General features: G+C 66.2%; 36 protein-coding genes and 1 tRNA gene. 29 read left to right on the top strand and 8 right to left on the bottom strand.

All coding sequences use genetic code 11. The annotated features are described in order from the left end of the window. The first annotated feature begins 58 nt into the window (after positions 1-58). Positions 59-1,297: a mandelate racemase/muconate lactonizing enzyme family protein gene (locus NMQ11_RS11260; protein WP_255168157.1), complete on the top strand. Its 1,239-nt coding sequence runs from the start codon at positions 59-61 to the stop codon at positions 1,295-1,297. Positions 1,298-1,428: 131 nt separating this feature from the next. Here NMQ11_RS11260 and NMQ11_RS11255 read toward each other — a convergent pair whose 3' ends face one another. Next, the gene (locus NMQ11_RS11255; RefSeq protein ID WP_255168156.1) at positions 1,429-1,587 is read right to left on the bottom strand and encodes a hypothetical protein; all 159 of its coding nucleotides are present in this window, start codon (positions 1,585-1,587) and stop codon (positions 1,429-1,431) included. 131 nt (positions 1,588-1,718) lie between these two features. On the opposite strand from NMQ11_RS11255, the gene NMQ11_RS11250 reads away from it, so the two are divergent. Both NMQ11_RS11250 and NMQ11_RS11245 read left to right on the top strand, forming a co-directional pair. Further along, complete coding sequence (locus NMQ11_RS11250; protein WP_255168155.1) at positions 1,719-1,898, top strand: protein translocase SEC61 complex subunit gamma; 180 nt, start codon at positions 1,719-1,721, stop codon at positions 1,896-1,898. Next, positions 1,898-2,335, top strand: a complete 438-nt coding sequence (locus NMQ11_RS11245; protein WP_255168154.1) for a transcription elongation factor Spt5 — start codon at positions 1,898-1,900, stop codon at positions 2,333-2,335. The genes NMQ11_RS11250 and NMQ11_RS11245 overlap by 1 nt, the downstream gene beginning before the upstream one ends. Before the next feature lie 4 nt (positions 2,336-2,339). On the opposite strand, the gene NMQ11_RS11240 is transcribed toward NMQ11_RS11245, so the two are convergent. Next, a complete protein-coding gene (locus tag NMQ11_RS11240; RefSeq protein WP_255168152.1) occupies positions 2,340-2,621 on the bottom strand; it encodes a DUF7565 family protein in 282 nt (93 codons plus the stop codon). A 125-nt stretch (positions 2,622-2,746) separates the two neighbouring features. On the opposite strand from NMQ11_RS11240, the gene NMQ11_RS11235 reads away from it, so the two are divergent. After that, a complete protein-coding gene (locus NMQ11_RS11235) occupies positions 2,747-3,505 on the top strand; it encodes a PHP-associated domain-containing protein (RefSeq protein WP_255170888.1) in 759 nt (252 codons plus the stop codon). 238 nt (positions 3,506-3,743) lie between these two features. Here the strand turns inward: NMQ11_RS11235 and NMQ11_RS11230 are convergent, their stop codons facing one another. The 4 genes from NMQ11_RS11230 to NMQ11_RS11215 all read right to left on the bottom strand — a co-directional run bounded on the left by NMQ11_RS11230 (position 3,744) and on the right by NMQ11_RS11215 (position 6,784). Next, positions 3,744-3,956, bottom strand: coding sequence for a hypothetical protein (locus NMQ11_RS11230; protein WP_255168150.1), 213 nt, complete (start codon positions 3,954-3,956; stop codon positions 3,744-3,746). A gap of 96 nt (positions 3,957-4,052) precedes the next feature. Next, positions 4,053-4,523, bottom strand: a complete 471-nt coding sequence (locus NMQ11_RS11225; RefSeq protein WP_255168148.1) for a Mut7-C RNAse domain-containing protein — start codon at positions 4,521-4,523, stop codon at positions 4,053-4,055. A gap of 21 nt (positions 4,524-4,544) precedes the next feature. Continuing rightward, entirely contained in the window at positions 4,545-6,347 is a 1,803-nt protein-coding gene (locus tag NMQ11_RS11220; RefSeq protein ID WP_255168146.1) for a DNA polymerase/3'-5' exonuclease PolX, read from the bottom strand. Continuing rightward, complete coding sequence (locus tag NMQ11_RS11215; RefSeq protein WP_255168144.1) at positions 6,344-6,784, bottom strand: DUF5788 family protein; 441 nt, start codon at positions 6,782-6,784, stop codon at positions 6,344-6,346. Before NMQ11_RS11215 ends, NMQ11_RS11220 begins: the two co-directional genes overlap by 4 nt. A gap of 93 nt (positions 6,785-6,877) precedes the next feature. On the opposite strand from NMQ11_RS11215, the gene NMQ11_RS11210 reads away from it, so the two are divergent. Further along, positions 6,878-7,813 (top strand): rhomboid family intramembrane serine protease, encoded by a 936-nt coding sequence (locus NMQ11_RS11210; protein ID WP_255168141.1) that lies wholly within the window; start codon positions 6,878-6,880, stop codon positions 7,811-7,813. 84 nt (positions 7,814-7,897) lie between these two features. Further along, on the top strand, positions 7,898-8,683 hold the full coding sequence (locus NMQ11_RS11205; RefSeq protein WP_255168138.1) for an endonuclease V: 786 nt from the start codon (positions 7,898-7,900) through the stop codon (positions 8,681-8,683). Positions 8,684-8,737: 54 nt separating this feature from the next. On the opposite strand, the gene NMQ11_RS11200 is transcribed toward NMQ11_RS11205, so the two are convergent. Together NMQ11_RS11200 and NMQ11_RS11195 are read right to left on the bottom strand one after the other, a co-directional pair. Next, on the bottom strand, positions 8,738-10,948 hold the full coding sequence (locus tag NMQ11_RS11200; protein WP_255168136.1) for a PAS domain S-box protein: 2,211 nt from the start codon (positions 10,946-10,948) through the stop codon (positions 8,738-8,740). Positions 10,949-11,170: 222 nt separating this feature from the next. Next, positions 11,171-11,241: transfer RNA gene (locus NMQ11_RS11195), tRNA-Gly, on the bottom strand. Between the two features lie 326 nt (positions 11,242-11,567). Between NMQ11_RS11195 and NMQ11_RS11190 the strand changes: the two genes are divergently transcribed. Genes NMQ11_RS11190 through NMQ11_RS11080 form a run of 23 tightly spaced genes read left to right on the top strand, consistent with a single transcriptional unit; the run spans position 11,568 to position 24,141 of the window. Beyond that, positions 11,568-12,422, top strand: coding sequence for an RNA methyltransferase (locus NMQ11_RS11190; RefSeq protein WP_255168129.1), 855 nt, complete (start codon positions 11,568-11,570; stop codon positions 12,420-12,422). A gap of 4 nt (positions 12,423-12,426) precedes the next feature. Beyond that, positions 12,427-13,446 carry a 50S ribosomal protein L3 gene (locus NMQ11_RS11185; RefSeq protein ID WP_255168127.1) on the top strand — a complete coding sequence of 340 codons (1,020 nt, stop codon included), beginning with the start codon at positions 12,427-12,429 and terminating at the stop codon, positions 13,444-13,446. A gap of 3 nt (positions 13,447-13,449) precedes the next feature. Continuing rightward, complete coding sequence (rpl4p, locus tag NMQ11_RS11180; RefSeq protein ID WP_255168125.1) at positions 13,450-14,202, top strand: 50S ribosomal protein L4; 753 nt, start codon at positions 13,450-13,452, stop codon at positions 14,200-14,202. Beyond that, positions 14,199-14,453, top strand: a complete 255-nt coding sequence (locus NMQ11_RS11175) for a 50S ribosomal protein L23 (RefSeq protein WP_255168124.1) — start codon at positions 14,199-14,201, stop codon at positions 14,451-14,453. Before rpl4p ends, NMQ11_RS11175 begins: the two co-directional genes overlap by 4 nt. Positions 14,454-14,455: 2 nt before the next feature. Then, on the top strand, positions 14,456-15,178 hold the full coding sequence (locus NMQ11_RS11170) for a 50S ribosomal protein L2 (protein ID WP_255168123.1): 723 nt from the start codon (positions 14,456-14,458) through the stop codon (positions 15,176-15,178). After that, positions 15,175-15,600: a 30S ribosomal protein S19 gene (locus NMQ11_RS11165; protein WP_255168122.1), complete on the top strand. Its 426-nt coding sequence runs from the start codon at positions 15,175-15,177 to the stop codon at positions 15,598-15,600. The genes NMQ11_RS11170 and NMQ11_RS11165 overlap by 4 nt, the downstream gene beginning before the upstream one ends. A 7-nt stretch (positions 15,601-15,607) precedes the next feature. Next, positions 15,608-16,090: a 50S ribosomal protein L22 gene (locus NMQ11_RS11160; protein WP_255168121.1), complete on the top strand. Its 483-nt coding sequence runs from the start codon at positions 15,608-15,610 to the stop codon at positions 16,088-16,090. Next, complete coding sequence (locus NMQ11_RS11155) at positions 16,090-17,034, top strand: 30S ribosomal protein S3 (protein WP_255168120.1); 945 nt, start codon at positions 16,090-16,092, stop codon at positions 17,032-17,034. Before NMQ11_RS11160 ends, NMQ11_RS11155 begins: the two co-directional genes overlap by 1 nt. After that, positions 17,034-17,255: a 50S ribosomal protein L29 gene (gene rpmC, locus NMQ11_RS11150; protein WP_255168117.1), complete on the top strand. Its 222-nt coding sequence runs from the start codon at positions 17,034-17,036 to the stop codon at positions 17,253-17,255. Before NMQ11_RS11155 ends, rpmC begins: the two co-directional genes overlap by 1 nt. A gap of 7 nt (positions 17,256-17,262) precedes the next feature. After that, complete coding sequence (locus NMQ11_RS11145) at positions 17,263-17,715, top strand: ribonuclease P protein component 1 (RefSeq protein ID WP_255168114.1); 453 nt, start codon at positions 17,263-17,265, stop codon at positions 17,713-17,715. Continuing rightward, positions 17,706-18,155: a 30S ribosomal protein S17 gene (locus NMQ11_RS11140; RefSeq protein ID WP_255168113.1), complete on the top strand. Its 450-nt coding sequence runs from the start codon at positions 17,706-17,708 to the stop codon at positions 18,153-18,155. Before NMQ11_RS11145 ends, NMQ11_RS11140 begins: the two co-directional genes overlap by 10 nt. Then, positions 18,155-18,553: a 50S ribosomal protein L14 gene (locus tag NMQ11_RS11135; RefSeq protein ID WP_255168112.1), complete on the top strand. Its 399-nt coding sequence runs from the start codon at positions 18,155-18,157 to the stop codon at positions 18,551-18,553. The genes NMQ11_RS11140 and NMQ11_RS11135 overlap by 1 nt, the downstream gene beginning before the upstream one ends. A 4-nt stretch (positions 18,554-18,557) precedes the next feature. Beyond that, the gene (rplX, locus tag NMQ11_RS11130) at positions 18,558-18,914 is read left to right on the top strand and encodes a 50S ribosomal protein L24 (protein WP_255168111.1); all 357 of its coding nucleotides are present in this window, start codon (positions 18,558-18,560) and stop codon (positions 18,912-18,914) included. Then, positions 18,911-19,669: a 30S ribosomal protein S4e gene (locus NMQ11_RS11125; protein WP_255168109.1), complete on the top strand. Its 759-nt coding sequence runs from the start codon at positions 18,911-18,913 to the stop codon at positions 19,667-19,669. The genes rplX and NMQ11_RS11125 overlap by 4 nt, the downstream gene beginning before the upstream one ends. Next, positions 19,666-20,199: a 50S ribosomal protein L5 gene (locus NMQ11_RS11120; RefSeq protein WP_255168108.1), complete on the top strand. Its 534-nt coding sequence runs from the start codon at positions 19,666-19,668 to the stop codon at positions 20,197-20,199. The genes NMQ11_RS11125 and NMQ11_RS11120 overlap by 4 nt, the downstream gene beginning before the upstream one ends. After that, on the top strand, positions 20,192-20,368 hold the full coding sequence (locus NMQ11_RS11115; RefSeq protein WP_255168106.1) for a 30S ribosomal protein S14: 177 nt from the start codon (positions 20,192-20,194) through the stop codon (positions 20,366-20,368). The genes NMQ11_RS11120 and NMQ11_RS11115 overlap by 8 nt, the downstream gene beginning before the upstream one ends. Position 20,369: 1 nt before the next feature. Then, on the top strand, positions 20,370-20,762 hold the full coding sequence (locus tag NMQ11_RS11110; RefSeq protein WP_255168104.1) for a 30S ribosomal protein S8: 393 nt from the start codon (positions 20,370-20,372) through the stop codon (positions 20,760-20,762). 2 nt (positions 20,763-20,764) lie between these two features. Further along, positions 20,765-21,298, top strand: coding sequence for a 50S ribosomal protein L6 (locus NMQ11_RS11105; RefSeq protein ID WP_255168103.1), 534 nt, complete (start codon positions 20,765-20,767; stop codon positions 21,296-21,298). 3 nt (positions 21,299-21,301) lie between these two features. Further along, a complete protein-coding gene (locus tag NMQ11_RS11100) occupies positions 21,302-22,030 on the top strand; it encodes a 50S ribosomal protein L32e (protein ID WP_255168102.1) in 729 nt (242 codons plus the stop codon). Then, positions 22,027-22,476, top strand: a complete 450-nt coding sequence (locus NMQ11_RS11095; protein ID WP_255168101.1) for a 50S ribosomal protein L19e — start codon at positions 22,027-22,029, stop codon at positions 22,474-22,476. Before NMQ11_RS11100 ends, NMQ11_RS11095 begins: the two co-directional genes overlap by 4 nt. After that, on the top strand, positions 22,476-23,024 hold the full coding sequence (locus NMQ11_RS11090) for a 50S ribosomal protein L18 (protein WP_255168100.1): 549 nt from the start codon (positions 22,476-22,478) through the stop codon (positions 23,022-23,024). The genes NMQ11_RS11095 and NMQ11_RS11090 overlap by 1 nt, the downstream gene beginning before the upstream one ends. Continuing rightward, positions 23,021-23,677: a 30S ribosomal protein S5 gene (locus NMQ11_RS11085; protein WP_255168099.1), complete on the top strand. Its 657-nt coding sequence runs from the start codon at positions 23,021-23,023 to the stop codon at positions 23,675-23,677. Before NMQ11_RS11090 ends, NMQ11_RS11085 begins: the two co-directional genes overlap by 4 nt. After that, complete coding sequence (locus NMQ11_RS11080; protein ID WP_255168098.1) at positions 23,674-24,141, top strand: 50S ribosomal protein L30; 468 nt, start codon at positions 23,674-23,676, stop codon at positions 24,139-24,141. Before NMQ11_RS11085 ends, NMQ11_RS11080 begins: the two co-directional genes overlap by 4 nt. The last annotated feature ends 2 nt before the right edge of the window (positions 24,142-24,143 follow it).

Below are 24,143 nucleotides of genomic sequence, written 5' to 3'. Positions count from 1 at the left end.
TCGCTCGACCCCGCCGGGAGGTATAAGGTTTTACTACGACTCGAGTCAGTGGTGTCGTATGGGCATCGACTACTCACAGCTCCACGACCCCAACGCCGAGTACACGATGCGGGACCTCTCGGCGGAAACCATGGGCGTCACGCGAGCGCGCGGCGGCGACCGCGACGTCGAGATCACCGATATTCAGACGACGATGGTCGACGGCAACTTCCCGTGGACGCTCGTGCGCGTCTACACCGATACGGGGATCGTCGGCACCGGCGAGGCCTACTGGGGCGCCGGCGCGCCCGAGTTGATCGAGCGGATGAAGCCGTTTCTGCAGGGGGAGAACCCGCTGGATATCGACCGGCTCACCGAACATCTCGTCCAGAAGATGTCCGGCGAGGGCTCGCTCGCGGGCATCACGGTGACCGCGATCTCGGGCATCGAAATCGCGCTGCACGACCTCGCGGGGAAGATCCTCGACGTTCCCGCCTACCAGCTTCTCGGTGGGAAGTACCGCGATCAGATGCGCGTCTACTGCGACTGTCACACCGCCGACGAGGCCGACCCGACGGCCTGTGCCGACGAGGCCGAACGCGTCGTCGAAGAACTCGGCTACGACGCGCTGAAGTTCGACCTCGACGTTCCCTCGGGCCACGAGAAAGATCGCGCGAACCGCCACCTGCGCGACGTCGAAATCGACCACAAAGTGAGCATCGTCGAGGCGGTCACCGAGCGCGTCGGCCACCGCGCCGACGTAGCTTTCGACTGTCACTGGACGTTTTCGGCGGGGAGCGCCAAACGCCTCGCGAGGGCGCTCGAGGACTACTCGGTCTGGTGGCTCGAGGACCCCGTGCCTCCGGAGAACCACGACGTCCAGCGGGAGGTCACCCAGTCGACGACGACCCCAATCACGGTGGGCGAGAACGTCTACCGCAAGCACGGCCAGCGCCAGCTGCTCGAGAACCAGGCGGTCGACATCATCGCGCCGGACATGCCGAAGGTCGGTGGGATGCGCGAGACGAAGAAGATCGCGGACCTCGCGGACATGTACTACGTGCCGGTCGCGATGCACAACGTCTCCTCGCCGATCGCGACGGTCGCGAGCGCCCACGTCGGCGTGGCGATCCCGAACTCGCTGGCCGTCGAGTACCACAGCTACCAGCTCGGCTGGTGGGAAGACCTGGTCGAGGAAGACGTCATCGAGGAGGGCTACATCGAGATCCCCGAGGAGCCGGGCATCGGCGTCACGCTCGACATGGACGCCGTCGCCGAGCACATGGTCGACGGCGAGGAGTTGTTCGACGAGGCGTAGCTTCGTCGAGCCAGCGAATCTCCGATTTGTGCTGTGCGACTGAGCGAACCGACCTCGAGAATCCGATCGTTGCCGTGCGGTGAGAAACGCGCTTTACCGGGCTCGAACCCCCTCTCCGTTCCTCGGCCGAGTCACTCCTCGTCGCGACGCGGGGCGTTCTGTTTCCCGAGGTCGTCGTCGCCGTCGTCGACCTCGTCGGGGTCGCGGTCGATGCGCTCGAGTTCGTCCTCGATCTCCGCCTCCCGTTCCGCCTCGTGCTCGTCTCGCCGGTCGGTATCGTCTTCTGCCATGTTCGGCGGTACCACCGAAACGCGTGTGGGCGTTGTGCCGGCGAGTGCAACCGGTAGGTGTCGCGGACCGTGACCGTCACGGCGCGGACACGAAAGACAGATAAAAGGGCCCGCGCTGTAAACACACAGATATGGACGTTCCGTACGACCTCACCTCGTACGTTCGAGTGTTGAAGATGGCGACGACACCGACGAAACAGGAGTTCCTCCAGGTCTCGAAGATCGCCGGCGCCGGAATCCTCTTCATCGGATTCATCGGCTTCGTGATCGGCGTGGTCATGCTCCTGTTGACGGGTACAGGTGGCGTCTGATGCCGATCTACGCCGTAAAGACCACTGCGAGCCAGGAGCGAACGGTCGCAGAGATGATCATCAACCGCGAGGAGCCGGAGGTCCACGCCGCCCTGGCGCCCGACTCGCTCACCTCCTACGTGATGGTCGAAGCCGACGGCAACGCCGTCTTGGAACGGGTGCTCGAGGACATTCCCCACGCGCGTAGTATCGTTCCCGGCGAGTCGGACATCTCCGAAGTCGAGCACTTCCTCTCGCCGAAGCCGGACGTCGAGGGGATCGCCGAGGGAGACATCGTCGAGCTCATCGCGGGACCGTTCAAGGGTGAGAAGGCCCAGGTCCAGCGCATCGACGAGGGCAAAGATCAGGTGACGGTCGAACTGTACGAGGCGACGGTTCCGATTCCGGTGACGGTTCGCGGCGACCAGATTCGGGTGCTGGATTCGGACGAACGGTAACGGACTACAACTCGTTCGTCAGCGCCTGAACGTCGACGACCGCTTCTATCTCTTCGAGCACCCGCTCGCGGTGACGGACGTCCTCGGAGTTCGCCCCGTAGGCGCGGACGTACTCCGCGCGGCTGTGTTCGGTGAACACGTGTCTGATAGCGACGTACCCGTCGGGAACGACCGTTCCACAGACCTTACACTCGAGACGCTCGTGTTCGTTCGCTTGGTGGCGGATCGCCGATTCGACGTCGTCGAAGGCGGCACCGCAGTCGTCGATCCCGCATTCCCAGGCCATTCGTTCTCGTTCGCTGAATCGTCGGGCCGTGGTTATGGCCTTTTCGCCACTCGACGGCGTGACCCCGACGCCAAATCAGAATTCATAACCCCCCGGTCGTGAAAGCTGCCCCCGTGAGCGATGGAGTGACGGCTCGAGTCGACTGCCACGTGAAGGTTTTGAACGAACGGGTGCTCGAGCGCGCGCGGCGGGCGAACCTCGACGCGATCGTCTACGCCCCGCACTTCACTCGGCTCCCGGAGATTCGCGCCCGCGCCGATCGCTACTCCAGCGACGACCTGCTCGTGATCCCCGCCCGCGAGGTGTTCACCGGCTCGTGGCGAACCCGGAAACACGTCCTCGCGGTCGGCCTCGCCGAGCCGGTGCCGGATTTCATCACCCTCGAGGCGGCGATGGCCGAGTTCGAGCGCCAGGACGCGGCGGTCCTCGCGCCGCACCCGGAGTTCGCGAACGTCTCGCTGACCGAAGCCGACCTCCGGGAGCACCGCGAGGCGGTCGACGCCGTCGAGATCTTCAACCCCAAACACCGCCCGGCCCACAACCGGCGAGCCAGGGAGATCGCGGACGAACTCGATCTCCCGCCGTTTACCTCCTCCTACGCCCACCTGTCGGGCTCCGTGGGCGTCGCCTACACCGAGTTCGAACTGGAAAGCGGCCTCGAGCGCGGGGCGGACCTCGTTCGCGCCTTCCGCGAGCGAGCGCCCCGCCGGGTCGTCTACGACAACGGATTCCGGCGCTGGCGGACGACGGCCGCCGAACTCGGCCACCTCTTTTACGAGAACACCTGGGAGAAGGTCGACCGGCTGTTCCTCTCGGGCACCGAGCCGACCCACCCGCGACACATCGCCTACGGCGGGAAGTTCGACGACGTCGCAGTGTACTGATTCCGCTCGGCCTCCATCCACTAAACCGACCCCTCTCGTCCTTCCTCCGCGGCACGCGCTGCGTCAAGGGCGAACTCGCGTGAGCCCTCGACTCGACTCCGCGTGAGGGGCGAGCGAGGCGGAGCCGAGCGAGTCGGTTGGGGAGGGTGAGGCTTCGGTGTGTTTCGTGCGAGTGCTTCGTCGCCGACCGCCGATCCGGGCCTCGAACTCCCTGCGTTCGATTCGCCGGAAACCGATCCTACTGAGCTTCGATTTTTCCGCCCCTCGCACCCGCCCACGGGATGAACAGGTGCTCGACGAACAGCACGGCAATCAGATAGACCGGGAGGCCGTACAGAAGGATGAGAAGGGGGGCCGAGACGATCATCGGCTGGTTTCCGCCGATGAGATCAGTCGTCATAATCGTCAAGAGGTAGGCGATCACCGCGAGGAACCAGTCAGTCCGATCCATACTACCTGAACATCATGTATCCGGGTAAATGATTTCGGTTCTACCTATCACCCGCGTACGTAGCCGAATCCTCGCCTACGCGGAGCGCCGTCGTACTTACTGAGAGGTCCTCGAGAGCGTCTCCCGAACCCGCTCCCAGTGGCTCCCCTTCCAGAACAGCTGTCCGCACTCGAGACACCGCCACACCCCCGTTCCCGACGGATCGGGGGCGTACTCGGGCGTCCGCTCCTCCGGCTCGACCCGCTCGAGACGCCCGTTGCACCGCCCACAGCGCGTCGGCTCGTCGGGTAACTCGAGGGAAACGCCCGCACCCGATAGTTCCGCCAACTGATCCTCGACCTCCCGCGCCGCGAGCAGGATCGACCGCTCCTCGGGGAGTCGTCCCGCGAGTTCGACGTCTCGAGTCACGACCACCCGTTCCTCCGCGCGGGCGACGGCGAGCAGGTCGTCGTCGGCCTCGAGGCCCCGCTCACCCGCATACGCGGTGTCGTAGCCACACATCCGCAGGTAGGCGACGAGGCCGCCGCACATCACGTCGAGCAGGAATCGGGGTTCGGTTTCGGCCATCCGTCTCTGGCGGGCCGAGGGTCAGTGCAGGAACGCCCGGACGTCCTCGAGCGGCCAGGTGTTGAGCACGTCCGCGGGTTCGGCCCAGCCGCGGCGGGCGGTGTGGACCCCCCAGCGCATGTACTCGAGGGTCGACGGCCGGTGGGCGTCGGTGTTGACCGCGATGACCGCACCCGCCTCGATGGCCGCTTGCACGGCGCTGCCCCGCAGGTCGAGTCGGCGGGGGTTGGCGTTGACCTCGAGGGCGGTGCCGTGTTCGGCGGCCGCCTCTCCGAGGGCTGCGGCGTCGATAGCGAGCCCCTCGCGCTGGTTGAGCAGCCGGCCGCTCGGGTGGCCCAGAATATCGACGGCGGGGTTCTCGATCGCCCGCAGCAGGCGCTCGCCGGCGACATCGGAGTCCTGGTCGAGCGCGCTGTGTGGCGAGGCGACGATCACGTCCAGGGCGTCGATCACCGCATCGGAGAGGCCGATATCGCCCTCGGCGTCGACGTTCGCCTCGATGCCCGTAAAGACCTCGAGGTCGACGCCCGCCGCGGCGTCGCGGATCGCCTCGACCTGCTCGAGGATCTCGTCGTTCGAAAGACCCATATCCGCCACCACGCCCGGCCCCTCGGCGTGGTCGGCGATCGCGTAGTACTCGTACCCCCGCTCCACGGCGGCGGCGATCATCTCCTCGATCGTGTTGTTGCCGTCGGACCACTCGGTGTGGGTGTGGAGGTCGCCGCGGACGTCCGCACGCTCGAGCAGGTCCGGAAGGGTGCCGTTCGCCGCGGCGTCGATCTCGCCTCGATCCTCGCGCAGTTCGGGGGCCATCCACGGGAGCCCGAGCGCCTCGTACATCCCCTCCTCGGTTTCCCCTGCCACACGCTCGCCGACGCGCTGGCTTCCGTCGGACCCCCGGTCCGACGACGTTCGCGAACCGTCGGTTCCCTCACCGGAATCGGGGTCGTCGATCTCCGAGACGTCGAAGGCGCCGTACTCGTTGAGCTTCATCCCGCGCTCGATGGCGTAGTTACGCAGGCGGACGTTGTGATCCTTGCTTCCGGTGAAGTACTGCAGTGCGGAGCCGAACTCCTCGGGGACGACGACTCGCAGATCGACGCGGATCTCGCCGACGCGGACGCTCGCCTTCTCGGGGCCGGACTCGATCTCGGCGTCGACGGAGTCCCACTCGAGCAGCGACTCGATCACCGCCTCCGCATCTTCCGTGGCGGCGAGGACGTCGACATCGCCGATCGTCTCGAGCCACCGGCGGATCGAGCCCGCCACCTCGCAGCGTTCGACCGCCTCGAGCCCCTCCAGAAACGCCAGCACGTCGTCGGCGAGCGGGCGGGCCTCGCCCAGGAGCTGGCGCTGGCCGATCTCGCGGGCGAAGTCGATGTTCGCGAGGATGTTCTCCTCGGTTTTGGGACCGAACCCTTTCACTTCCCGAATCTCGCCCGCCTCGGCGGCTTCCTCGAGGTCGTCCAGGGTCTGTATCTCGAGTTCCCGGTACAGCGATCCCACCGTCTTCGGACCGACGCCCTCGACCCGCGTCAGGTCCGCGATATCGACGGGCAGCTCCGCGCGCAGTTCCTCGAGCTCCTCGATCTCGCCCGTTTCGACGTACTCGACGATCTTCGCGGAGATGGCGTCGCCGACGCCCTCGATCTCCCCGATCGCCGCCTCGTTCCCGGACTCGACGTAGTTCGCGATCGGCGCCGGGTGGGCGCTGATAGCTTCGGCGGCCCGGCGGTAGGCGCGGGGCTTGTACTCGACGTCGTTCGCCTCGAGTAAGTCGGCGAACTCCTCGAAGCGGGCGGCGAGTTCGGCGTTGGTCGTCATCGCCCCCTCCGTGCCGCCCCGCCGTCGTCGTTGCCCAGCGCCTTCTTGAGAAACGACATCCAGCGCTTGCGGTCGGCGGCCTGCTGGGCCTGCTGTTCGCGCTCTAAGTCGGTCGGGCCGAGACTCTGGAGGGCGTTCAGCGCCCGGTCGATCCCGATGACGCTTCGGGCGAGTTCGTCGCCCTCCGCACGGGAGATGTCGCCCTCCTCGATCCGTTCGATGCGCTCTAAGCGCTCGCGTCGCAGGTTCTTCTTCGCGCGCTCGACGCGGTCGCGTTCTCCCGGGGGAACCGTCTCGCGGCGCTTGATCTCGAAGACGAACTGCTGGAGGTCGATCTCCTCGCCCTGGATCTCGATGGTTTCCGGGATGTCCGCGCCGACGGTGGCCCCGTCGCGCTCGACGCGCTCGAGCAGCTGCTTGCGCTCGTATCCTTTCACACCCGTCTCTCCGGGTTGCGGCGGCAAAAATCTACGTCCGACGGCGGGCGTTAACCCCAAACCCCTTAGCGGTTCCACGCATAGCTCCGGCCGATGGCAACGTGCGACGTGTGTGGGAAGTCCGAAAACATGCCGTACAACTGTCGGCACTGCGGGGGTACGCACTGTGGCGAACACCGGCTCCCGGAGAATCACAACTGTACGGGACTGCACAGCTGGAACGACCCGGGCGGCGTGTTCGATAGCGGATTCGACGACAGCGTGAACGGCGGCGGCGCGACGGCCTCGAGTCTCACCGATCGACTGCCGTTCGATACGGGTCCCGGCGGGCCGCTCGCGTACTTCCGCGGGAACATGACGTACACGTTCCTCGCGCTGATGTGGCTGACGTTCCTCTTGCAGTGGCTCTCGCTCATCGTCGGCGGGGCCGGGCTCCACCGGGCGCTGTTCGTGTTGACCCCGCAGAACCCGGAGTACGTCTGGACCTGGGTGACGTCGGTGTTCGCCCACGATCCGCTCGGCATCTGGCACATCGTCTTCAACAGCATCGTGATATTCTTCTTCGGGCCGCTGGTCGAGCGCTACGTCGGCTCGCGTAACTTCGCGATCCTCTTCGTCGTCAGCGGCGCCCTCGCGGGGCTCAGCCAGATCGCTGTCCAGCTCTTCCAGGGCGTCCCACCGGCCGGGGGCGGTGTCCTCGGGGCCAGCGGCGCCGCGCTCGCGATCATGGGCGTGCTTACGATCCTGAACCCGAACCTCAAGGTGTACCTGTACTTCATCCTCCCGGTGCCGATCTGGCTGCTGGCCGTCGGGACCGCCGTCATCAGCGTCTTCTTCATCGGCACCGGCGGCGGCGGCACGATCGCTCACGCGGCCCACCTCGTCGGACTCCTCATCGGTCTCGGCTACGGCGAGTACGTCAAGCGGACGAAGAACATCCGCACCCAGAACCAGTTCCAGCTCGGCGGCGGTCCGGGCGGTCCCGGAGGACCGGGCGGCCCCGGTGGGCCTGGCCGCGGCCGGTTCTGAGCCGGCGCCCAGTCAGCTGCGGTATCGAACCCGCGCCGCTTGCAACCCCGCCACTCATTTCCCCGTCTCGAGTACCCCACACCCATGACCCGCCTCTCCCGTCCGGATCTCGTCCCCGACGCGAGTCTCACGCGCGAGGAAATGGAGACGCTGCAGCGCGAGATCGCCGAGAGCGCCGTCTTCGAGGACGAGTTCGCGTTCGACCCGTCGCTGCTCGCCGATCCGCTCGCGGCGACCGCCAGCGGGACGGACCCGCCGGTCGTCGCCGGCGTCGATCAGTCGTTCCTGCTCGAGGACGAGCGGGCCGTCAGCGCCGTCGTCGCAGTGCGAGCCGGCGAGGTGATCGAACGCGCGCACGCGGTGACGCCGCTCGAGATCCCGTACATTCCCGGCCTGCTCTCCTTTCGGGAGGGACGGCCGATTCTCGAGGCCGTCGAGGCCCTCGAGATCGACCCCGACCTATACCTGTTCGACGGCAGCGGCCGCATCCACTTCCGGCAGGCCGGCATCGCGACCCACATGGGCGTCGTCCTCGACGCCCCCGCGATCGGGGTCGCCAAGAGTCTGCTCTGTGGCGTCCCTCGGGAGGAGACGGCAGGACTCGAGGCCGGCGCTCGGGTTGGGATCGAGGCGAATTCTCGAGTCGACGCCCCCGGTGGAACCCTGATCGGCTACGCGGTCCAGACCAAACAGTACGAGTCGTCCAATCGCCACGTCAATCCGCTGTACGTGAGTCCGGGCCACCGCGTGGGACCGGAGACGGCCGCCGACGCGGTGCTCGCGCTGTCGTCGGGGTACAAACTGCCAGAGCCGGTTCGCCTGGCTGATTCCTACGCCGAGGAGGCAAAGCGGGAGATCGGAGGGCGATGAGGGCGCGCTCGTTGCGGCGGCTCGGCCCGCAGCCGTCGCCGGCGGCCGGGAACGCTACCGAACGCCGGTGATCGCGAGGTGCGCTCCGCCCGTCTCGGCGTCGGTGATCGACAGCTCCCAGCCGTGTGCGTCGACGACGTCCCGGATGATCCGGAACCCGAACCGACCGTCGCTCTCGGCGTCCGTCCGTCCCAGCAGTCGCTCCCTCTGCTCGGAATCGATTCCGGGGCCGTCGTCTTCGACGTAGAACCCGTCCTCGAGCGCACCGACGCGAACGCCGACGGTCGATCCGCCGTGTTCGACGCTGTTTCGGAACCCGTTCTCGAACAGCTGCTGGAGCCAGCTGACGTCTGCGGTGACCGACCGGTCGCCGTCGATCTCGAGCGTCGCCCCGTCGGTGTCGACCGCCGTCCAGGCGTCGCGGGCCAGCCGTTCGAGGCGCCGCTCCTCGAACTCGCCGACGCCCTGACCGGTTCGTGCGATCGCGAGCAGCCCCTCGACGATCGACGCCGTCCGGTCGATACCCTGCTCGACGTCCTCGAGGTAGGCCAGTTCGCCCGTTTCCTCGGCGAGTTCGGTGTACCCCTTCGCGACGGTGAGCGGGTTCCGCAGGTCGTGTGCCAGGACGCCGGCGAACTCCTCGAGACGCTCGTTTTTCGTACGCAGCTGTCGTTCACGGTCGACACGATCCATCGTCCCCTGGATCATCGCGGCCAGGATCATCGCGAACTCGCGGTCCTTGTCGTCGAACTCGCGGGCCGTCGTCGAGCCGGCGACCAGGACCCCGTATTCGCCGAGCGGAACGATAATCTCGCTTTCGATCGCGCTGTCCGGATTGTACGCGTCCGGGTCGGCGGTGACGTCGCTCGAGACGAACGGCTCGCCCGTCGTGAACACGCGCCAGGCGATCCCCGTCCCGCGTTCGATCGACGGCGAGTCCCCCAGTAGCTCCACCGCCTCCTCGGTCGTCGCGATCGGTCGGAGGACGTCCGACCGCTCGTCGTGGGTCATGACGGCCGTGATCGGCTGGTTCAGAATGGACTTCGCCGCCGAAACGGCGACCGCGCCGATCGCCTCCGTCGTCTCGCACTCGAGCAGCCGCGTGCCAACCTCGGCGAGGGCCTGCATGCTCTCCTCGCGCTGTTTGAGCTCGGTGATCTCCGTCGCGATCCCGTAGATGGCGTACGGCTCGCCGTCGGCGTCGAACAGCGGCACCCGCACGTTGAAAAACACCCGGCGCTGGCCGTCGAACCTGAGCTCCTCGAGGTGCTCGAGCGGTTCCGCGCGCTCGAGCACCTCGCTGTCCATCGCCCTGATCTCCTCGACGTTCGCGTCGGCGTGGATCTCCTCGGTTCGCTTGCCGAGTATCTCGTCGCGGGATCGGCCGAGGAGGCGCTCGAACGTCGGATTGACGTAGAGGTACCGCCAGTCGAGGTCCTTCATGTAGACCACCGCGGGCGTGTTCTCGAGGATCGTCTGCAGCTGATCGCGAGTGCTTCGCAGCTCCTCGGTCGTGCGCTTCATCTCCGTGATGTCCCTGGAGGTGATCACGAACTCGCGGGTGTTGACCACCGCGGCGACGTCGCCGTTGACCGGGAGGTTTCGGCCGACTCCCTCGAGGTACACCCACGATCCGTCGGCGCGACGAAACCGGAACACAACGCGGCCCGTGCGCCGATCGTCGGCCGTGATCACGTCCAGAAAGACGGCGGCGGCGTCACCGATGTCGTCCGGGTGGATGTAGTCGAAGATGCGCTCTCCGACCAGCTCTTCGGGGTCGTAGCCCAGCACCTCGCTGATCGACGGGCTCTCGTATCGGATCGTGCCGTGCTCGTCGAGCACCGTCACGACGTCCGACGTGTTCTCGATGAGACTCGAGAAGAGGGTGGCGCGCTCTCGCAGTTCGGCGAGTTCGGACGCGCGCTCGACCGTCCGCCGGATGCGGCTGACGACGGCGGTCGGTGCATGGAGCTCCTCGGACACCCAGTCGTCGCGACGCTCGAGTCCACCCGCCGGATCGGAGTCGGTCTCCCCGCCCGCTCCCTCGAGGACGTACACGAACGGAACGGACGGCCACGCCGACCGGAGCTCGTCGGCCGCCGGCGACGTCGCGGCGTCGTGATAGAGCACGCAGTCGACCGCGTCCGTCTCCGTCCACCCCTCCCCGGTCACGACGGTGACCGTTATTTCGCTGTCGACCTCCTCGAGCGAGCGTGCGTGCTCGTCACCCTCGGCTCCCCGGGAGACGACATAGCAGATATGCATATAATACGCCCACACTGTCGAGTGGTATAAATCAGCACGTCTCCGCAACATCGGCCGACGGCGCTCGAGACGCTGCGCGGTGTTCGCGGAGTAGAGTTGGAAAAGCGCGCTGGCTGGGATTTGAACCACGCCCGAGAACCCGCTCGCTTCGCTCGCGGAACCTCGGTCTGATTCAAATCCAGATCCGATTTCTGTCGCTCACGGATTTGTTCGCGACAGAAATGCGCTGGCTGGGATTTGAACCCAGGTTGTGACCATGGCAAGGTCACGTGATACCACTACACTACCAGCGCCCTGCTGCACTCTCAACTACTCTCGGAGGAGTGTATAAGGGTTGCGAATCGGGTCGGGGCGTGGACCACGTGGCCGTTTCGCACTCTCTCGACTGCGGCCCACCAGCAGCCCCTCGAGGCCGACCACCCCTCGAGCGGCGACGACAATCTGATAGCTGTGCGAACAATCCACATATTCATATACTCTACACCGATTCGATAGTGTGCTCGAGTCACACGAAATCTGCCCTGTGAGGCGTTCACAGCCGCGAACGATTCCGCTACCCTTTTAAGACATTGCCCACAAGGATCGCTACAGTCTAGTGACGAGGCGCCGAAGTGCTGGCATGACCGTCAGCGTGCTCGTGCCGTCGTCGCTCGCCCGCGAAGCCGAGGACAAACGCGAGGCAACTCGCAAACTCGGATACGTCGCCCGTGCGGCGACGATCTTTCGGGCGGATCGCCTGGTCGTCTTCCCCGATCCGGAAGGGGAGGACGGGCGATTCGGCGGCGGGTTCGTCCGCACCGTGTTGCGGTACGCCGCAACGCCCCCGTACCTCAGAAACGAGGCCTGGGGGATGCGAGACGAACTGGAGTACGTCGGCATCCTGCCGCCGCTCCGCGCCGCGTCACAGACCGGCTCCGAATCGAACGGTTCGGGGTCGTCAAGACAAGGAATCGTGACCGAGGTCGGACCTGATCATCGCGTCCGGGTCAATTGCGGCTTGCAACACCCGATCTCCCTCAACGTGCCTCCCGGAATGGAGGTCGAGGAGGGGGAACGCGTGACCGTCAGGATCTCTTCGCGACGACCGGTCCGGGCGAAACTCGAGGACGCCCCCTTACCGGGGCTCGAAGTCGAGTGGACGGACCTCCCAGCAGCACTCGGCCGTGAGGACGCCGGCGTTCGCATCGCAGCCTCCCGGTTCGGTGAGGAACTCACCGTCGGAAGGCTCGAGACGCTGGCCGGACGCGTAGCGCGCGACGGAATGACCGTCGCGTTCGGCGCGCCCGAGAGAGGGCTGCCGGAAATCCTGGGCATCGACCCATCTGCGGTCGGTGCCGAGGGCGACGCCGACGTCGAACCCGCCGATCCGGGGTTCGACCTCTGGCTCAATACGGTTCCGAACCAGGGAAGCGAGGTCGTGCGGACCGAGGAGGCTCTGTTCGCCACCCTCGCTCCCCTCTCACTCAGAGAGTGATAGAATGCCACAACCAAACGCACCACGCAAAGGCTCACTCGGGTTCGGTCCGCGAGGGCGTGCGACCAGCGAGGTCCCACGCTTTTCCTCGTGGCCGGACGACGACGGACAGCCGACGCTCCAGGGCTTCGCGGGCTACAAGGCCGGCATGACCCACGTGGTTATGGTCGACGACAAAGCGAACTCGCCGACCGAGGGAATGGAAGAGACCGTTCCCGTCACCATCGTGGAGACGCCGCCGATGCGCGCCGTCGCCCTGCGTGCGTACGAAGACACGCCGTATGGAATGAAGCCGCTAACCGAGGTCTGGACCGACGAGTTCGTTCCCGAACTCGACCGCGTTCTGGACCTTCCCGGTGACGACTACGACGCTGAGGCCGCGGAGGACGACCTCCGTGGCTACCTCGAGGACGGGCGCGTCGACGACGTTCGCGTCATCACGCACACGGTTCCCGGAGCCGTCCGCTCGGTTCCGAAGAAGAAACCGGACGTGATGGAGACGCGCGTCGGCGGCGGCTCCGTCGAGGAGCGCGTCGAGTTCGCACTCGAGACGATCGCAGAGGGCGGCGAACACGTCATGAACGACGTGTTCCGCCCCGGCGAGTACGTCGACGCGAGCGGCGTCACGAAAGGGAAGGGGACCCAGGGTCCCGTCAAGCGGTGGGGCGTCCAGAAGCGCAAGGGCAAACACGCCCGGCAGGGATGGCGCCGCCGCATCGGTAACCTCGGCCCCTGGAACCCGAGCCGCGTTCGCTCGACGGTTCCCCAGCAGGGTCAGACCGGCTACCACCAGCGGACGGAACTGAACAAGCGCCTCGTCGACCTCGGCGACGGCGCGGACGCGACGGTCGACGGCGGCTTCGTCAACTACGGCGAGGTCGACGGGCCACACGCGCTGATCAAGGGCTCGCTGCCCGGGCCGAACAAGCGCCTCGTGCGCCTTCGCCCGGCGATCCGACCCGGGGACCAGCCGCGCCTCGATCCCGAGGTGCGCTACGTCTCCACCGCATCCAACCAGGGATAAACAATGGAAGCAACAGTACGAGACCTGGACGGCGGCGACGCGGGCACGGTCGAGCTCCCGGCGATCTTCGAGACGGAGTACCGCCCGGACCTCATCAACCGCGCCGTTCGCGCCGCCCAGGCCAACCGAACCCAGGACTACGGCGCCGACGAGTTCGCCGGCATGCGCACGCCGGCGGAGTCGTTCGGTAGCGGCCGCGGGATGGCCCACGTCCCCCGACAGAACGGGCGCGCTCGACGCGTTCCCCAGGCCGTCAAGGGACGAAAGGCTCACCCGCCGAAAGCCGAGAAAGACCGAACCGAATCGATCAACAAGAAAGAGCGAAAGCTGGCCGTCCGCAGCGCCGTCGCTGCGACGACCGACGCCGACCTCGTCGCCGAACGCGGCCACGCGTTCGGCGAGGACACCGAACTCCCGCTCGTCGTGAGCGACGAGTTCGAAGAGCTCGTCAAGACGAAGGAGGTCGTCTCCTTCCTCGAGGAGCTCGGCGTCGACGCGGACATCCAGCGCGCCGAGGACGGCAAGAGCATCCGCGCCGGCCGCGGGACGACCCGCGGACGCAAGTACAAGACGCCGAAGTCGATCCTCTTCGTGACCTCGAGCGAGACCGGCCCCTCCCGGGCCGCCCGCAACCTCGCGGGCGCCGACGTGGCGACCGCAGCCGAGGTCAACGCCGAAGAGCTCGCCCCCGGTGCACAGGCCGGCCGACTGACGATCTGGACGGAGAGCGCGCTCGAGGAGGTGGCAGACCGATGAGTTCGATCATCGACTACCCCCTCGTCACCGAGAAGGCGATGAACGACATGGACTTCCAGAACAAGCTCCAGTTCGTCGTCAACGTCGACGCGACCAAACCCGAAATTCGGGAGGAGGTCGAGGAGCGCTTCGACGTCGAGGTCGTCAAGCTCAACACGCAGGTCACGATGAAAGGCAAGAAGAAAGCAACCGTCACGCTGGGCGACGACGACGACGCCCAGGAAGTCGCTTCGCGAATCGGGGTGTTCTAACGATGGGACGTCGCATCTTCGGCCAACGACGCGGTCGCGGATCGCCCACGTTCCGGGCACCGTCACACCGGTACAAGGCGAAGCTGAACCACAAGAAGCCCGAGGACGCGGACGTCGTCAGCGGAACGGTCGTCGGCATCGAACACGACCCCGCCCGCTCGGCGCCCGTCGCCGCCATCGAGTTCGAAGACGGCGAGCAGCGACTCGTCCTCGTTCCCGAGGGCGTCGCCGTCGGCGAGGAGATCCAGGTCGGCGTGAGCGCGGAGATCAAGCCGGGCAACACGCTCCCGCTCGCGGAGATCCCCGAGGGGGTTCCGGTCTGTAACGTCGAGGCGAACCCGGGCGACGGCGGTCGGTTCGCCCGCGCCTCCGGCGTCAACGCGGACCTGATCACCCACGACCGCGACGCCGCGATCGTCCAGCTGCCAAGCGGCGAGGTCAAGCGCCTCGACCCGCAGTGTCGCGCGACGATCGGTGTCGTCGCCGGCGGTGGCCGAACGGAGAAGCCGTTCGTCAAGGCAGGAAACAAGTACCACAAGATGCGCGCGCGAGGCACGAAGTGGCCTCGCGTGCGCGGTGTCGCAATGAACGCCGTCGACCACCCCTTCGGTGGCGGCGGCCGTCAACACCCCGGTCGCCCCAAGTCCGTCTCGCGGGACGCCCCGCCGGGCCGGAAGGTGGGCGACATTTCCTCGCGCCGTACCGGCCGAGGTGGTAACAAATGAGCCAGGAGTACCGAACCGGCCGCGAGGGTGAGGAGTTCACCTACCGCGGTCACACGCTCGAGGAGCTCCAGGAGATGGAGCTCGACGAGGTCGTTGAACTGTTCCCCGCACGCAAGCGGCGAAGCATCGAACGCGGGCTCACCGTCGAACAGCAGAAGCTGCTCGAGAAGGCCCGCACCAAAGACGAACAGGAGAGTGCGAACGCACCGATCCGAACGCATCTGCGCGACATGCCGATCCTGCCCGAGTTCGTCGGGCTCACCTTCGCGGTGTACACCGGCCAGTCGTTCGAGCGCGTTCGCGTCGAACCCGAGATGATCGGTCACTACCTCGGCGAGTTCCAGCTGACCCGGAACTCGGTCACGCACGGTCAGGCAGGGATCGGTGCGACCCGCTCGTCGAAGTTCGTCCCACTGAAGTGATCCACGCATGGGAATCAACTACTCAGTCGACGCCGACCCGGACTCCACCGCGAAAGCGATGCTCCGGGAGCGTCACATGAGCCACAAGCACAGCAAGGAGATCGCCCGCGAACTCAAGGGGCGAACCGTCGACGACGCCATCGAGTACCTCGAGGCCGTCATCGCCGGCGAGCGATCGGTGCCGTTCCGCTCGCACAACTCCGGCGTCGGCCACCGCTCGGACATCGACGGCTGGGACGCCGGCCGCTACCCCGAGAAGGCCAGCGAGGCGTTCCTCGACCTCCTCGAGAACGTCAGCGCGAACGCCGACCACCAGGGATTCGACGGTGGATCGATGGAGATCGTCCACGTCGCCGCCCACAAGGTCGGCGAGTCCATCGGCCGCAAGCCCCGCGCGATGGGGCGTGCAACGGCCTGGAACACCCCGCAGGTCGACGTCGAGATCGTGACCGCGGAGGTCGACGACGAAACAGAGGAGGGTGAAGACTGATGGCAGACGAACACCAGTTCATCGAAGACGGCCTGCAGCGATCCCAGATCGACGAGTTCTTCGCAGAGGAGCTCGGCCGTGCGGGCTACGGTGGCATGGACGTCGCCAAGACGCCGATGGGCACCCAGATCGTTCTCAAAGCCGAGAAGCCGGGGATGGTCATCGGCAAAGGCGGCGAGAACATCCGGAAGGTCACGTCGGCCCTCGAGGAGAAGTTCAACCTCGAGGACCCCCAGATCGACGTCCAGGAGGTCGACGAGCCCGACCTCAACGCGCGGATCGTCGCCGACCGACTGGCGAACGCCCTCGAACGGGGCTGGTACTTCCGGAAGGCCGGTCACACGACGATCGACCGCATCATGGACGCGGGCGCGCTGGGCGCCGAGATCGTCCTCGCCGGCAAGGTCACGGGCGCACGCTCGCGCGTCGAGAAATTCAACCGCGGCTACATCAAACACAACGGCGAGCCCGCCGAAGAGATCGTCGACCACGGTCAGGGCGTCGCGGTGATGAAACTCGGGACGATCGGCGTCACCGTCAAGATCATCCCGCCGGGAGCCGAGCTCCCCGACGACTTCCGCATCCACGAGGACATGGACCCCGAGGAGGTCGTCCCCGAAGCCGTCGAGTACAACGAGGGCGAGGGCGTCGAGGAACTGCTCGAGGAGCCCGCCGAAGATGTCGCCGACGAGCGAGCAGAAGACGAGCCCGAGGCCGAGTCCGAACCCGGTGAGGCCGCCGTCGACGAGGAGGTCGTCGAGGAGGTCATCGAAGAGGAAGTCGCCGACGAGGACGAGGAGGAAGCAGACGTCGCCGCCGAGGCGGACGAAGAGCTCGAGGAGCTCGACGAGGACGTCGAGGCCGAAGCCGAGGAGCTGCTCTCGGAAATGGACGAGGAGGGCGAGGCTGAGGCCTCGGACGAAGACGAGGAGGGTGATGCCTGATGGCGATCCTCCACACCGCCGAGATCCGCGACATGACGCCCGCCGAACGCGAGGCGGAACTCGAGGAGCTCGAGACGGAACTGCTGAACAACAAGGCCGTCCTCGCCGCTGGTGGTGCACCCGAGAACCCCGGAGAGATCGGGGAACTCAAGCGCACCATCGCCCGGGTCAAGACGATCCAGCGAGAAGAGGGCGACCTGGACGACGAGAGCGAAGAGTAACACGACAATGCCAGTGACACCCGAGACGCTGCCGCGACACGAACTCAACGGACTGCCCGTCCGCGTCGTCGAGAGCGACGACGATGGTCGGGAGGGTCTCGAGGGGCGCGTCGTCATCGAGACGGCCAACACCCTTTCGATAGAAGTTCGTGAGGACGGCGACTCTCGGGTGGTGATGGTACCGAAGTCGGGCACCGTCTTCGAGTTCGCGATTCCCCGCGACCTCGAGCCCACAGATGACGCCGCCGGAGACGCCAAGTCTCCGGGGACCGCGTCCAAACTGGCCGACACCAAACCCGGAGCGTCATCCGCTTCGGACTGCGCTGACGGCGACGCCGTCAGCCGTGCCAGCAGGCACGCCGCTGGCGAGGACGTGGCCTACGTTACGGTCGATGGGGGCCGCCTGCTCTCACGGCCCGCCCGACGCACCGAAACACACGGTGATTCACCATGGCAATAGGACTGGATGTAACACAGCCTCCGGAACCAGAGAACCCGGAGGAGTACGACTACTCGACGTGTCCGTTTTACGGCGATCTGCCGGTACGAGGTCAGACCCTCGTCGGCACCGTCGTCTCGACGGACATGGAGAAGACCGTAGTCGTCGAGCGAGAGTACGACGTGACGGTTCCGAAGTACGACCGTCAGATGAAACGTCGTTCGCGCATCCCGGCACACGTGCCGGGCGTGCTCGAGCCGCTCTCGGTCGGTGACACGGTCACGATCGCAGAGACCCGACCACTGTCGAAGACGAAATCGCACGTGGTCGTCGAAGTAACCGAAGAGGCAACCGCCGAGGACATCGCCGAGCTCACCCGGCAGGCCGAGCCTGAACGCGAGCTCTCGGCCGGCGACGTCACGGAGGACGCCGAGGAAGAAGCCGACGAGGGTGATCAGTGATGGAGGCGATGAAAGCCGACGTCACGCAGGGCCTGAAGAAGGGCTCGCTGGTCACGTGTGCCGACAACACCGGCGCGCGCGAACTCAAGGTCATCAGCGTCGCGGGCTACCACGGCACCAAGAACCGCCAGCCGAAGGCGGGGCTCGGTGACAAGGTGACCGTTTCGGTCACGAAGGGTACCCCCGAGATGCGCCGACAGGTCCTCGAGGCCGTCGTCGTCCGCCAGCGGAAATCGATCCGCCGGCCCGACGGCACCCGCCTGAAGTTCGAGGACAATGCGGCGGTCATCATCGACGAGAACGAAGAGCCTCGCGGCACCGAGATCAAGGGCCCGATCGCCCGCGAAGTCGCAGAACGGTTCGGTGCAATCGCGAGCACGGCTACGATGATCGTCTAGAACCATGAGCAAACAACCACGCAAACAGCGAAATCAGACGGCGCGTGCCCCGCTACACCAGCGACACGACCAGCTCAACGCGGCGCTCTCCGAGGAGCTCCGCGACGAGTACGACCGGCGTCGCACCCGCGTCAACGCGGGCGACACGGTCGAGGTCATGCGCGGCGACCACGCCGGAAGCTCCGGCGAGGTGCTCACCGTCGACCTCACCGAGGAGGTCATCCACGTCGAGGGTGTGACGGTCGAGACGGCCGACGGCGAGGAGGTTCCTCGCCCGCTCGAGCCCTCGAACGTCCGCATCACCGACCTCCACCTGGAGGACGACCGACGCGAGGCACGCCTCGAAGGTGATAACGAATGACGAAACACCAGAAACGACTCTCGGTACCGAAGTCCTGGCCGGTCGAGCGAAAGACCGACACCTTCACCGTCAAGGCCGCCGGCGGCCCCCACGGTGAGGAGGGCGTTCCGCTTGTCATCCTCCTGCGGGACGTGCTCGGCTACGTCGACTCGAAGAAGGAAGCGCGCTACGCGCTCAGCCAGGACGCGATTCTGGTCAACGGCGATCCGATCAACGACGAGCGTCGGCCGATCGGAATGTTCGACATCGTCGCGTTCCCACAGCGCGAGGAGTACTACCGCGTCTTCCCCGACGAGGGCGGGCGCCTCGCGCTGACCGAGATCGACGCCGACTCGGCGGACAGCCGCCTCGGCAAGGTCAAGGGCAAGCGCCAGGTCACGGGCGACGTGACTCAGCTGTCGCTTCACGACGGGACGAACATCACCGTCGACGACGACGGCTACAGCACGAACGACTCCGTCGTGATCGACAACGAGAGCAAGGAGATCGTCGCACACTTCCCCTACGAGGAGGGTGCACTCGTGACGGCCGTCAGCGGTAACCACGGCGGCAAGATCGGCGAACTGCTCGAGATCGACGTCACACTCGGCAGCGGTTCGAACATCGTCACCGTCGACAGCCAACGGGAGGACGACGACGGCGAGTTCGAAACCGTCGAGGAGTACGTCGTCGTCATCGACGAGAACTTCGTGGGCGAGGACTCGTCCTCGGAAGACGCGAGCGGTGAAACCGCGAGCATGGGTGATGACGAATGAGCGAAGCCGAAGCCGACTTCCACGAGATGCGCGAACCCCGCGTCGAGAAAGTCGTCGTCCACATGGGCGTCGGCCGCGGTGGCCGCGACCTCGGCCGCGCCGAGGACATCATCGAGGCGGTCACGGACCAGCAGAGCGTCCGCACGCTGGCGAAGAAGACCGAACCCGAGTTCGGCATCCGCCAGGGCGAGCCGATCGGCACGAAGGTTACCCTTCGCGGCCGGGAGGCCCACGAGTTCCTCGAGACGGCGCTGCCGCTCGCGGAGCTCTCGGCGACGCAGTTCGACGACACCGGCAACTTCAGCTTCGGCGTCGAGGAACACACGGAGTTCCCGAGCCAGGAGTACGACCCGAACGTCGGGATCTACGGGCTTGACGTCACCGTCAACCTCGTCCGCCCCGGCTACCGGGTGAGCAAACGCGACAAAGCCACGCAGAAAATCCCGTCGAACCACCGACTGACGCCCGAGGACGCCATCGCGTTCCTCGAGTCGACGTTCGACGTGACCGTGGAGGCAAGCGATGAGTGAAAGCGAGAACGAACAGACGGGCGAGCACGCCGAAAAGCGCACCGGCCAGATGGAGTCCTGCCAGCGATGCGGTCGCAACCAGGGCCTGGTCGGCAAGTACGACATCAACCTCTGTCGGCAGTGCTTCCGCGAGATCGCCCGCGACATGGGATTCAAGAAGTACCGATAACATGACCGGGAACGATCCACTCAGCAACGCGCTCTCGGGGCTCGACAACGCCGAGAGCGTCGGTAAACTGAGCCACACGGTATCGCCCGCTTCGAACGAGATCGGCAGCGTACTCGAGGTCTTCTACGACCGCGGGTACATCGACGGCTTCGAGTTCGTCGACGACGGTAAAGCCGGTGAGTTCGAGGTCGAACTGAAAGGCGCGATCAACAAGTGCGGCCCCGTCAAGCCCCGCTACTCCGCCGGTGCCGAGGACTTCGAGAAATGGGAGAAGCGATTCCTCCCGGCTCGAGACTTCGGCGCGCTCGTCGTCACGACGAGCAGTGGCATCATGAGCCACTACGAGGCGCGAGAGCAGGGAATCGGCGGCCAGGTGATCGCATACGTCTACTAACAATGCGAGTCGAACTGGACATCCCTGACGACGTATCCGCCGAGGTCGATCATCTCGACGTGACGATCGAGGGTCCGGAAGGCAGCGTCACCCGCCGCCTCTGGTACCCGAACGTCACCGTCGAGGTCGACGACGACACCGTGGTCATCGAAAGCGACACCGAGAACGCGAAAACCAACGCGACGATCGGTACCTTCGAGAGCCACGTCCGAAACGCCTTCCACGGCGTGACCGATGGGTGGGAGTACGAGATGGAAGTCTTCTACTCTCACTTTCCGATGCAGGTCCGCGTGGAGGGCGGCGAGGTCGTCATCGAGAACTTCCTCGGCGAGAAGGCAGCGCGACGAACGACTATCCACGGTGACACCGAGGTTGCCGTCGACGGCGAACGGCTGACGCTCTCCGGCCCGAACAAGGAGCACGTCGGTCAGACCGCCGCCGACATCGAGCAGCTGACGAAGGTGAAAGGCAAGGACACCCGCGTCTTCCAGGACGGTGTCTACATCACCGGGAAACCCCAGAAAGGAGGTGCCTGATAGATGGCAGACGACACCGAAAACGCTGACGAGGGACCCCAGGAGCTCGAGGACATCAGCGGCGTCGGCGCGAGCAAGGCCGACGCCCTCCGCGAGGCCGGCTTCGAGTCCATCGAGGACATCAAGGAGGCCTCCCAGGACGACCTGTCCGAGGCCGACGGGATCGGCAACGCACTCGCCGCCCGTATCAAAGCCGACGTCGGCGACCTCGAGGTAACCGAGGACACGGACGCCGAGATCGAAGACGAGGAGGTCGAGGCGGACGCCGAGGAGCCGGAAGAAGACGTCGAAACCGAACTGCAGCCCCGCGGGCTGACCGAGAAGACGCCCGACCTCTCCGACGACGAGCAACGACTGCTCACCCGCCGGAAGAACGAGGGGAAACCGCAGTTCAACCGCCAGGATTACCACAAGAAAAAGCGCACGCCCGAATCGTGGCGGCGCCCCCGCGGCGGGCTCTCGAAGCAGCGCCGCGGCATCAAGGGTAAGGGCCCGAAGGTCGAGGCCGGCTACCGAACGCCGAAATCGGTCCGCGGCAAGCACCCGAGCGGCTTCGAGGAAGTGTACGTCGAGAACGTCGACGACCTCGAGGGTGTCGACGGCGACACCCAGGCGGTCCGCATCGGGTCCTCGGTCGGCGCCCGCAAGCGCGAGCGCATCGAGGAGAAGTGCGAGGACGCCGAGATTCGCGTCCTGAACCCGACCTACGTCGAAGTCGAGGTGGACCAATGACAGACCTGACCGCACAGAAGCGACTGGCGGCCGACGTCTTAGACGTCGGTCAGAACCGCGTCTGGTTCGACCCCGACGCCCAGGGCGACATTGCCCAGGCGATCACCCGCGACGAGATCCGCGAACTCGTCGACGAGGGGACGATCCGCGCGAAAGACGCCCGCGGCAACTCCCGCGGTCGCGCCCGCGAACGCAACGCAAAGCGCGCCTACGGCCACCGCAAGGGACCGGGCAAGCGCAAGGGTACGAAGGGCGCACGCCAGAACTCGAAAGAAGAGTGGGAGAGCAAGATCCGCGCACAGCGCCGGAAGCTCCGCGAACTCCGCGACAAGGGCGAACTCACGCCCACGCAGTACCGCGAACTGTACCGCAAAGCAGGCGGCGGGGAGTTCCGTAGCGTCCGGTATCTGTTGAACTACATCGACAACGAATACGGTGACGACTAATGGCAACAGGACCACGATACAAGGTACCGATGCGGCGTCGCCGTGAGGTCCGGACGGACTACCATCAGAGGTTGCGCCTGCTAAAATCGGGCAAGCCCCGCCTCGTTGCTCGCAAGAGCAACAAGCACACTACGGCGCAGCTGATCGCTCCCGGACCTCAGGGCGACGAAACACTCGCGAGCGCGCACTCGAGCGACCTCGAGGAGTACGGCTGGGAGGCCCCGACGGGCAACATCTCCGCAGCCTACCTCACCGGCCTGCTGGCCGGCACGCGCGCCGTCGAAGCAGGAATCGAGGAGGCGGTGCTCGACATCGGCCTCAACACGGCGACGCCCGGTAACAAGGTGTTTGCGGTGCAGGAGGGCGCGATCGACGCCGGCCTCGAGATTCCCCACAGCGACAGCGTGCTGGCGGACTGGTCGCGCACGCGCGGCGAACACATCGCCGAGTACGCAGAACAGCTCGACGAGCCGCTGTACGGCGGCGACTTCGACGCGACCGAACTCCCGGAGCACTTCGATGCGGTACGAGAGGAGATCCTAGAATGAGCGGAAACAACTACAACGACGGGTGGGAGCCCGTTACCCGACTCGGAAAGATGGTCCAGGAGGGCGAAATCGACTCGATGGAGGCCGCCCTCAACTCGGGACTCCCGTTGAAGGAGCCCGAAATCGTCGACCAGCTCCTCCCTGGACTGGACGACGAGGTCCTCGACATCAACATGGTCCAGCGGATGACTGACTCCGGCCGGCGGGTGAAGTTCCGCTGTGTCTGTGCGGTCGGCAACCGCGACGGCTTCGTTGGCTACGCCGAAGGGCGCGAGGACCAGGTCGGCGCAGCCATCCAGAAGGCCATCGGTATCGCCAAGCTGAACATGATCCAGGTTCCCCGCGGCTCCGGCTCGTGGGAGGACCGTTCGGACCGACCCCACTCGCTGACCCACCGAACGAAGGGGAAGGCGGGCTCGGTCGAAGTCGAGCTCATCCCGGCCCCCGAGGGGCTCGGACTCGCCGCGAGCGACACGGTTCACGCCGTCCTCGACCTCGCGGGAATCGAGAACGCCTGGACCAAGAGCCACGGCAACACCCGCACGACGGTGAACCTGGCGAAGGCAACGTTCAACGCGCTCGAGAACGCCTCGCAGTCCCGTCGCCCGCGCGGTCACGCCGCGGACGAAGAAGCCGAGGTGGCTGAACGATGAAGGCGGTCGTCCAGCTCCGGGGCGAGGTCAACCGTCAGGGTGGCGTCAACGACACGCTGTCGATGCTCAACATTCACAAGGTCAACCACGCCACGCTCGTCCCCGACAGCGACACCTACCGCGGGATGATCACCAAGGTCAACGACTTCGTCGCGTTCGGCGAGCCGAGCCAGGAGGTCCTTGAGACGCTGCTGGCGAAGCGGGCGGAGCCCCTCGAGGGCCGCCAGTCGGACGTTGACGAGGAGTGGATCGCGGAGAACACCGAGTACGACGGCTTCACCTCGCTGGCGGAGGCGCTGCTCGCCGAGGAGACGACGCTGCGCGAGCAGGGGCTGTCGCCGACGCTGCGACTCCACCCGCCGCGGGGCGGTCACAACGGCATCAAACACGCCGCCATCGAGGGCGGCCAACTCGGAAAACATACAACGGAGGAAATCAACGCCCTCCTAGAATCGATGCGATAACT

The organism is Natrononativus amylolyticus, assembly GCF_024362525.1.
GTDB classification, from domain to species: Archaea; Halobacteriota; Halobacteria; order Halobacteriales; family Natrialbaceae; genus Natrononativus; species Natrononativus amylolyticus.
Note: the sequence above shows the minus strand (reverse complement) of the source record. Positions and strands in the feature narration are given on the sequence as shown.

Bases quoted from the DNA above. Each gene is read 5' to 3' on its own strand.
- NMQ11_RS11260 (WP_255168157.1), top strand. From the start codon at position 59: ATGGGCATCGACTACTCACAGCTCCACGACCCCAACGCCGAGTACACG.
- NMQ11_RS11255 (WP_255168156.1), bottom strand. From the start codon at position 1,587: ATGGCAGAAGACGATACCGACCGGCGAGACGAGCACGAGGCGGAACGG.
- NMQ11_RS11250 (WP_255168155.1), top strand. From the start codon at position 1,719: ATGGACGTTCCGTACGACCTCACCTCGTACGTTCGAGTGTTGAAGATG.
- NMQ11_RS11245 (WP_255168154.1), top strand. From the start codon at position 1,898: ATGCCGATCTACGCCGTAAAGACCACTGCGAGCCAGGAGCGAACGGTC.
- NMQ11_RS11240 (WP_255168152.1), bottom strand. From the start codon at position 2,621: ATGGCCTGGGAATGCGGGATCGACGACTGCGGTGCCGCCTTCGACGAC.
- NMQ11_RS11230 (WP_255168150.1), bottom strand. From the start codon at position 3,956: ATGGATCGGACTGACTGGTTCCTCGCGGTGATCGCCTACCTCTTGACG.
- NMQ11_RS11225 (WP_255168148.1), bottom strand. From the start codon at position 4,523: ATGGCCGAAACCGAACCCCGATTCCTGCTCGACGTGATGTGCGGCGGC.
- NMQ11_RS11220 (WP_255168146.1), bottom strand. From the start codon at position 6,347: ATGACGACCAACGCCGAACTCGCCGCCCGCTTCGAGGAGTTCGCCGAC.
- NMQ11_RS11210 (WP_255168141.1), top strand. From the start codon at position 6,878: ATGGCAACGTGCGACGTGTGTGGGAAGTCCGAAAACATGCCGTACAAC.
- NMQ11_RS11205 (WP_255168138.1), top strand. From the start codon at position 7,898: ATGACCCGCCTCTCCCGTCCGGATCTCGTCCCCGACGCGAGTCTCACG.
- NMQ11_RS11200 (WP_255168136.1), bottom strand. From the start codon at position 10,948: ATGCATATCTGCTATGTCGTCTCCCGGGGAGCCGAGGGTGACGAGCAC.
- NMQ11_RS11190 (WP_255168129.1), top strand. From the start codon at position 11,568: ATGACCGTCAGCGTGCTCGTGCCGTCGTCGCTCGCCCGCGAAGCCGAG.
- NMQ11_RS11185 (WP_255168127.1), top strand. From the start codon at position 12,427: ATGCCACAACCAAACGCACCACGCAAAGGCTCACTCGGGTTCGGTCCG.
- rpl4p (WP_255168125.1), top strand. From the start codon at position 13,450: ATGGAAGCAACAGTACGAGACCTGGACGGCGGCGACGCGGGCACGGTC.
- NMQ11_RS11175 (WP_255168124.1), top strand. From the start codon at position 14,199: ATGAGTTCGATCATCGACTACCCCCTCGTCACCGAGAAGGCGATGAAC.
- NMQ11_RS11170 (WP_255168123.1), top strand. From the start codon at position 14,456: ATGGGACGTCGCATCTTCGGCCAACGACGCGGTCGCGGATCGCCCACG.
- NMQ11_RS11165 (WP_255168122.1), top strand. From the start codon at position 15,175: ATGAGCCAGGAGTACCGAACCGGCCGCGAGGGTGAGGAGTTCACCTAC.
- NMQ11_RS11160 (WP_255168121.1), top strand. From the start codon at position 15,608: ATGGGAATCAACTACTCAGTCGACGCCGACCCGGACTCCACCGCGAAA.
- NMQ11_RS11155 (WP_255168120.1), top strand. From the start codon at position 16,090: ATGGCAGACGAACACCAGTTCATCGAAGACGGCCTGCAGCGATCCCAG.
- rpmC (WP_255168117.1), top strand. From the start codon at position 17,034: ATGGCGATCCTCCACACCGCCGAGATCCGCGACATGACGCCCGCCGAA.
- NMQ11_RS11145 (WP_255168114.1), top strand. From the start codon at position 17,263: ATGCCAGTGACACCCGAGACGCTGCCGCGACACGAACTCAACGGACTG.
- NMQ11_RS11140 (WP_255168113.1), top strand. From the start codon at position 17,706: ATGGCAATAGGACTGGATGTAACACAGCCTCCGGAACCAGAGAACCCG.
- NMQ11_RS11135 (WP_255168112.1), top strand. From the start codon at position 18,155: ATGGAGGCGATGAAAGCCGACGTCACGCAGGGCCTGAAGAAGGGCTCG.
- rplX (WP_255168111.1), top strand. From the start codon at position 18,558: ATGAGCAAACAACCACGCAAACAGCGAAATCAGACGGCGCGTGCCCCG.
- NMQ11_RS11125 (WP_255168109.1), top strand. From the start codon at position 18,911: ATGACGAAACACCAGAAACGACTCTCGGTACCGAAGTCCTGGCCGGTC.
- NMQ11_RS11120 (WP_255168108.1), top strand. From the start codon at position 19,666: ATGAGCGAAGCCGAAGCCGACTTCCACGAGATGCGCGAACCCCGCGTC.
- NMQ11_RS11115 (WP_255168106.1), top strand. From the start codon at position 20,192: ATGAGTGAAAGCGAGAACGAACAGACGGGCGAGCACGCCGAAAAGCGC.
- NMQ11_RS11110 (WP_255168104.1), top strand. From the start codon at position 20,370: ATGACCGGGAACGATCCACTCAGCAACGCGCTCTCGGGGCTCGACAAC.
- NMQ11_RS11105 (WP_255168103.1), top strand. From the start codon at position 20,765: ATGCGAGTCGAACTGGACATCCCTGACGACGTATCCGCCGAGGTCGAT.
- NMQ11_RS11100 (WP_255168102.1), top strand. From the start codon at position 21,302: ATGGCAGACGACACCGAAAACGCTGACGAGGGACCCCAGGAGCTCGAG.
- NMQ11_RS11095 (WP_255168101.1), top strand. From the start codon at position 22,027: ATGACAGACCTGACCGCACAGAAGCGACTGGCGGCCGACGTCTTAGAC.
- NMQ11_RS11090 (WP_255168100.1), top strand. From the start codon at position 22,476: ATGGCAACAGGACCACGATACAAGGTACCGATGCGGCGTCGCCGTGAG.
- NMQ11_RS11085 (WP_255168099.1), top strand. From the start codon at position 23,021: ATGAGCGGAAACAACTACAACGACGGGTGGGAGCCCGTTACCCGACTC.
- NMQ11_RS11080 (WP_255168098.1), top strand. From the start codon at position 23,674: ATGAAGGCGGTCGTCCAGCTCCGGGGCGAGGTCAACCGTCAGGGTGGC.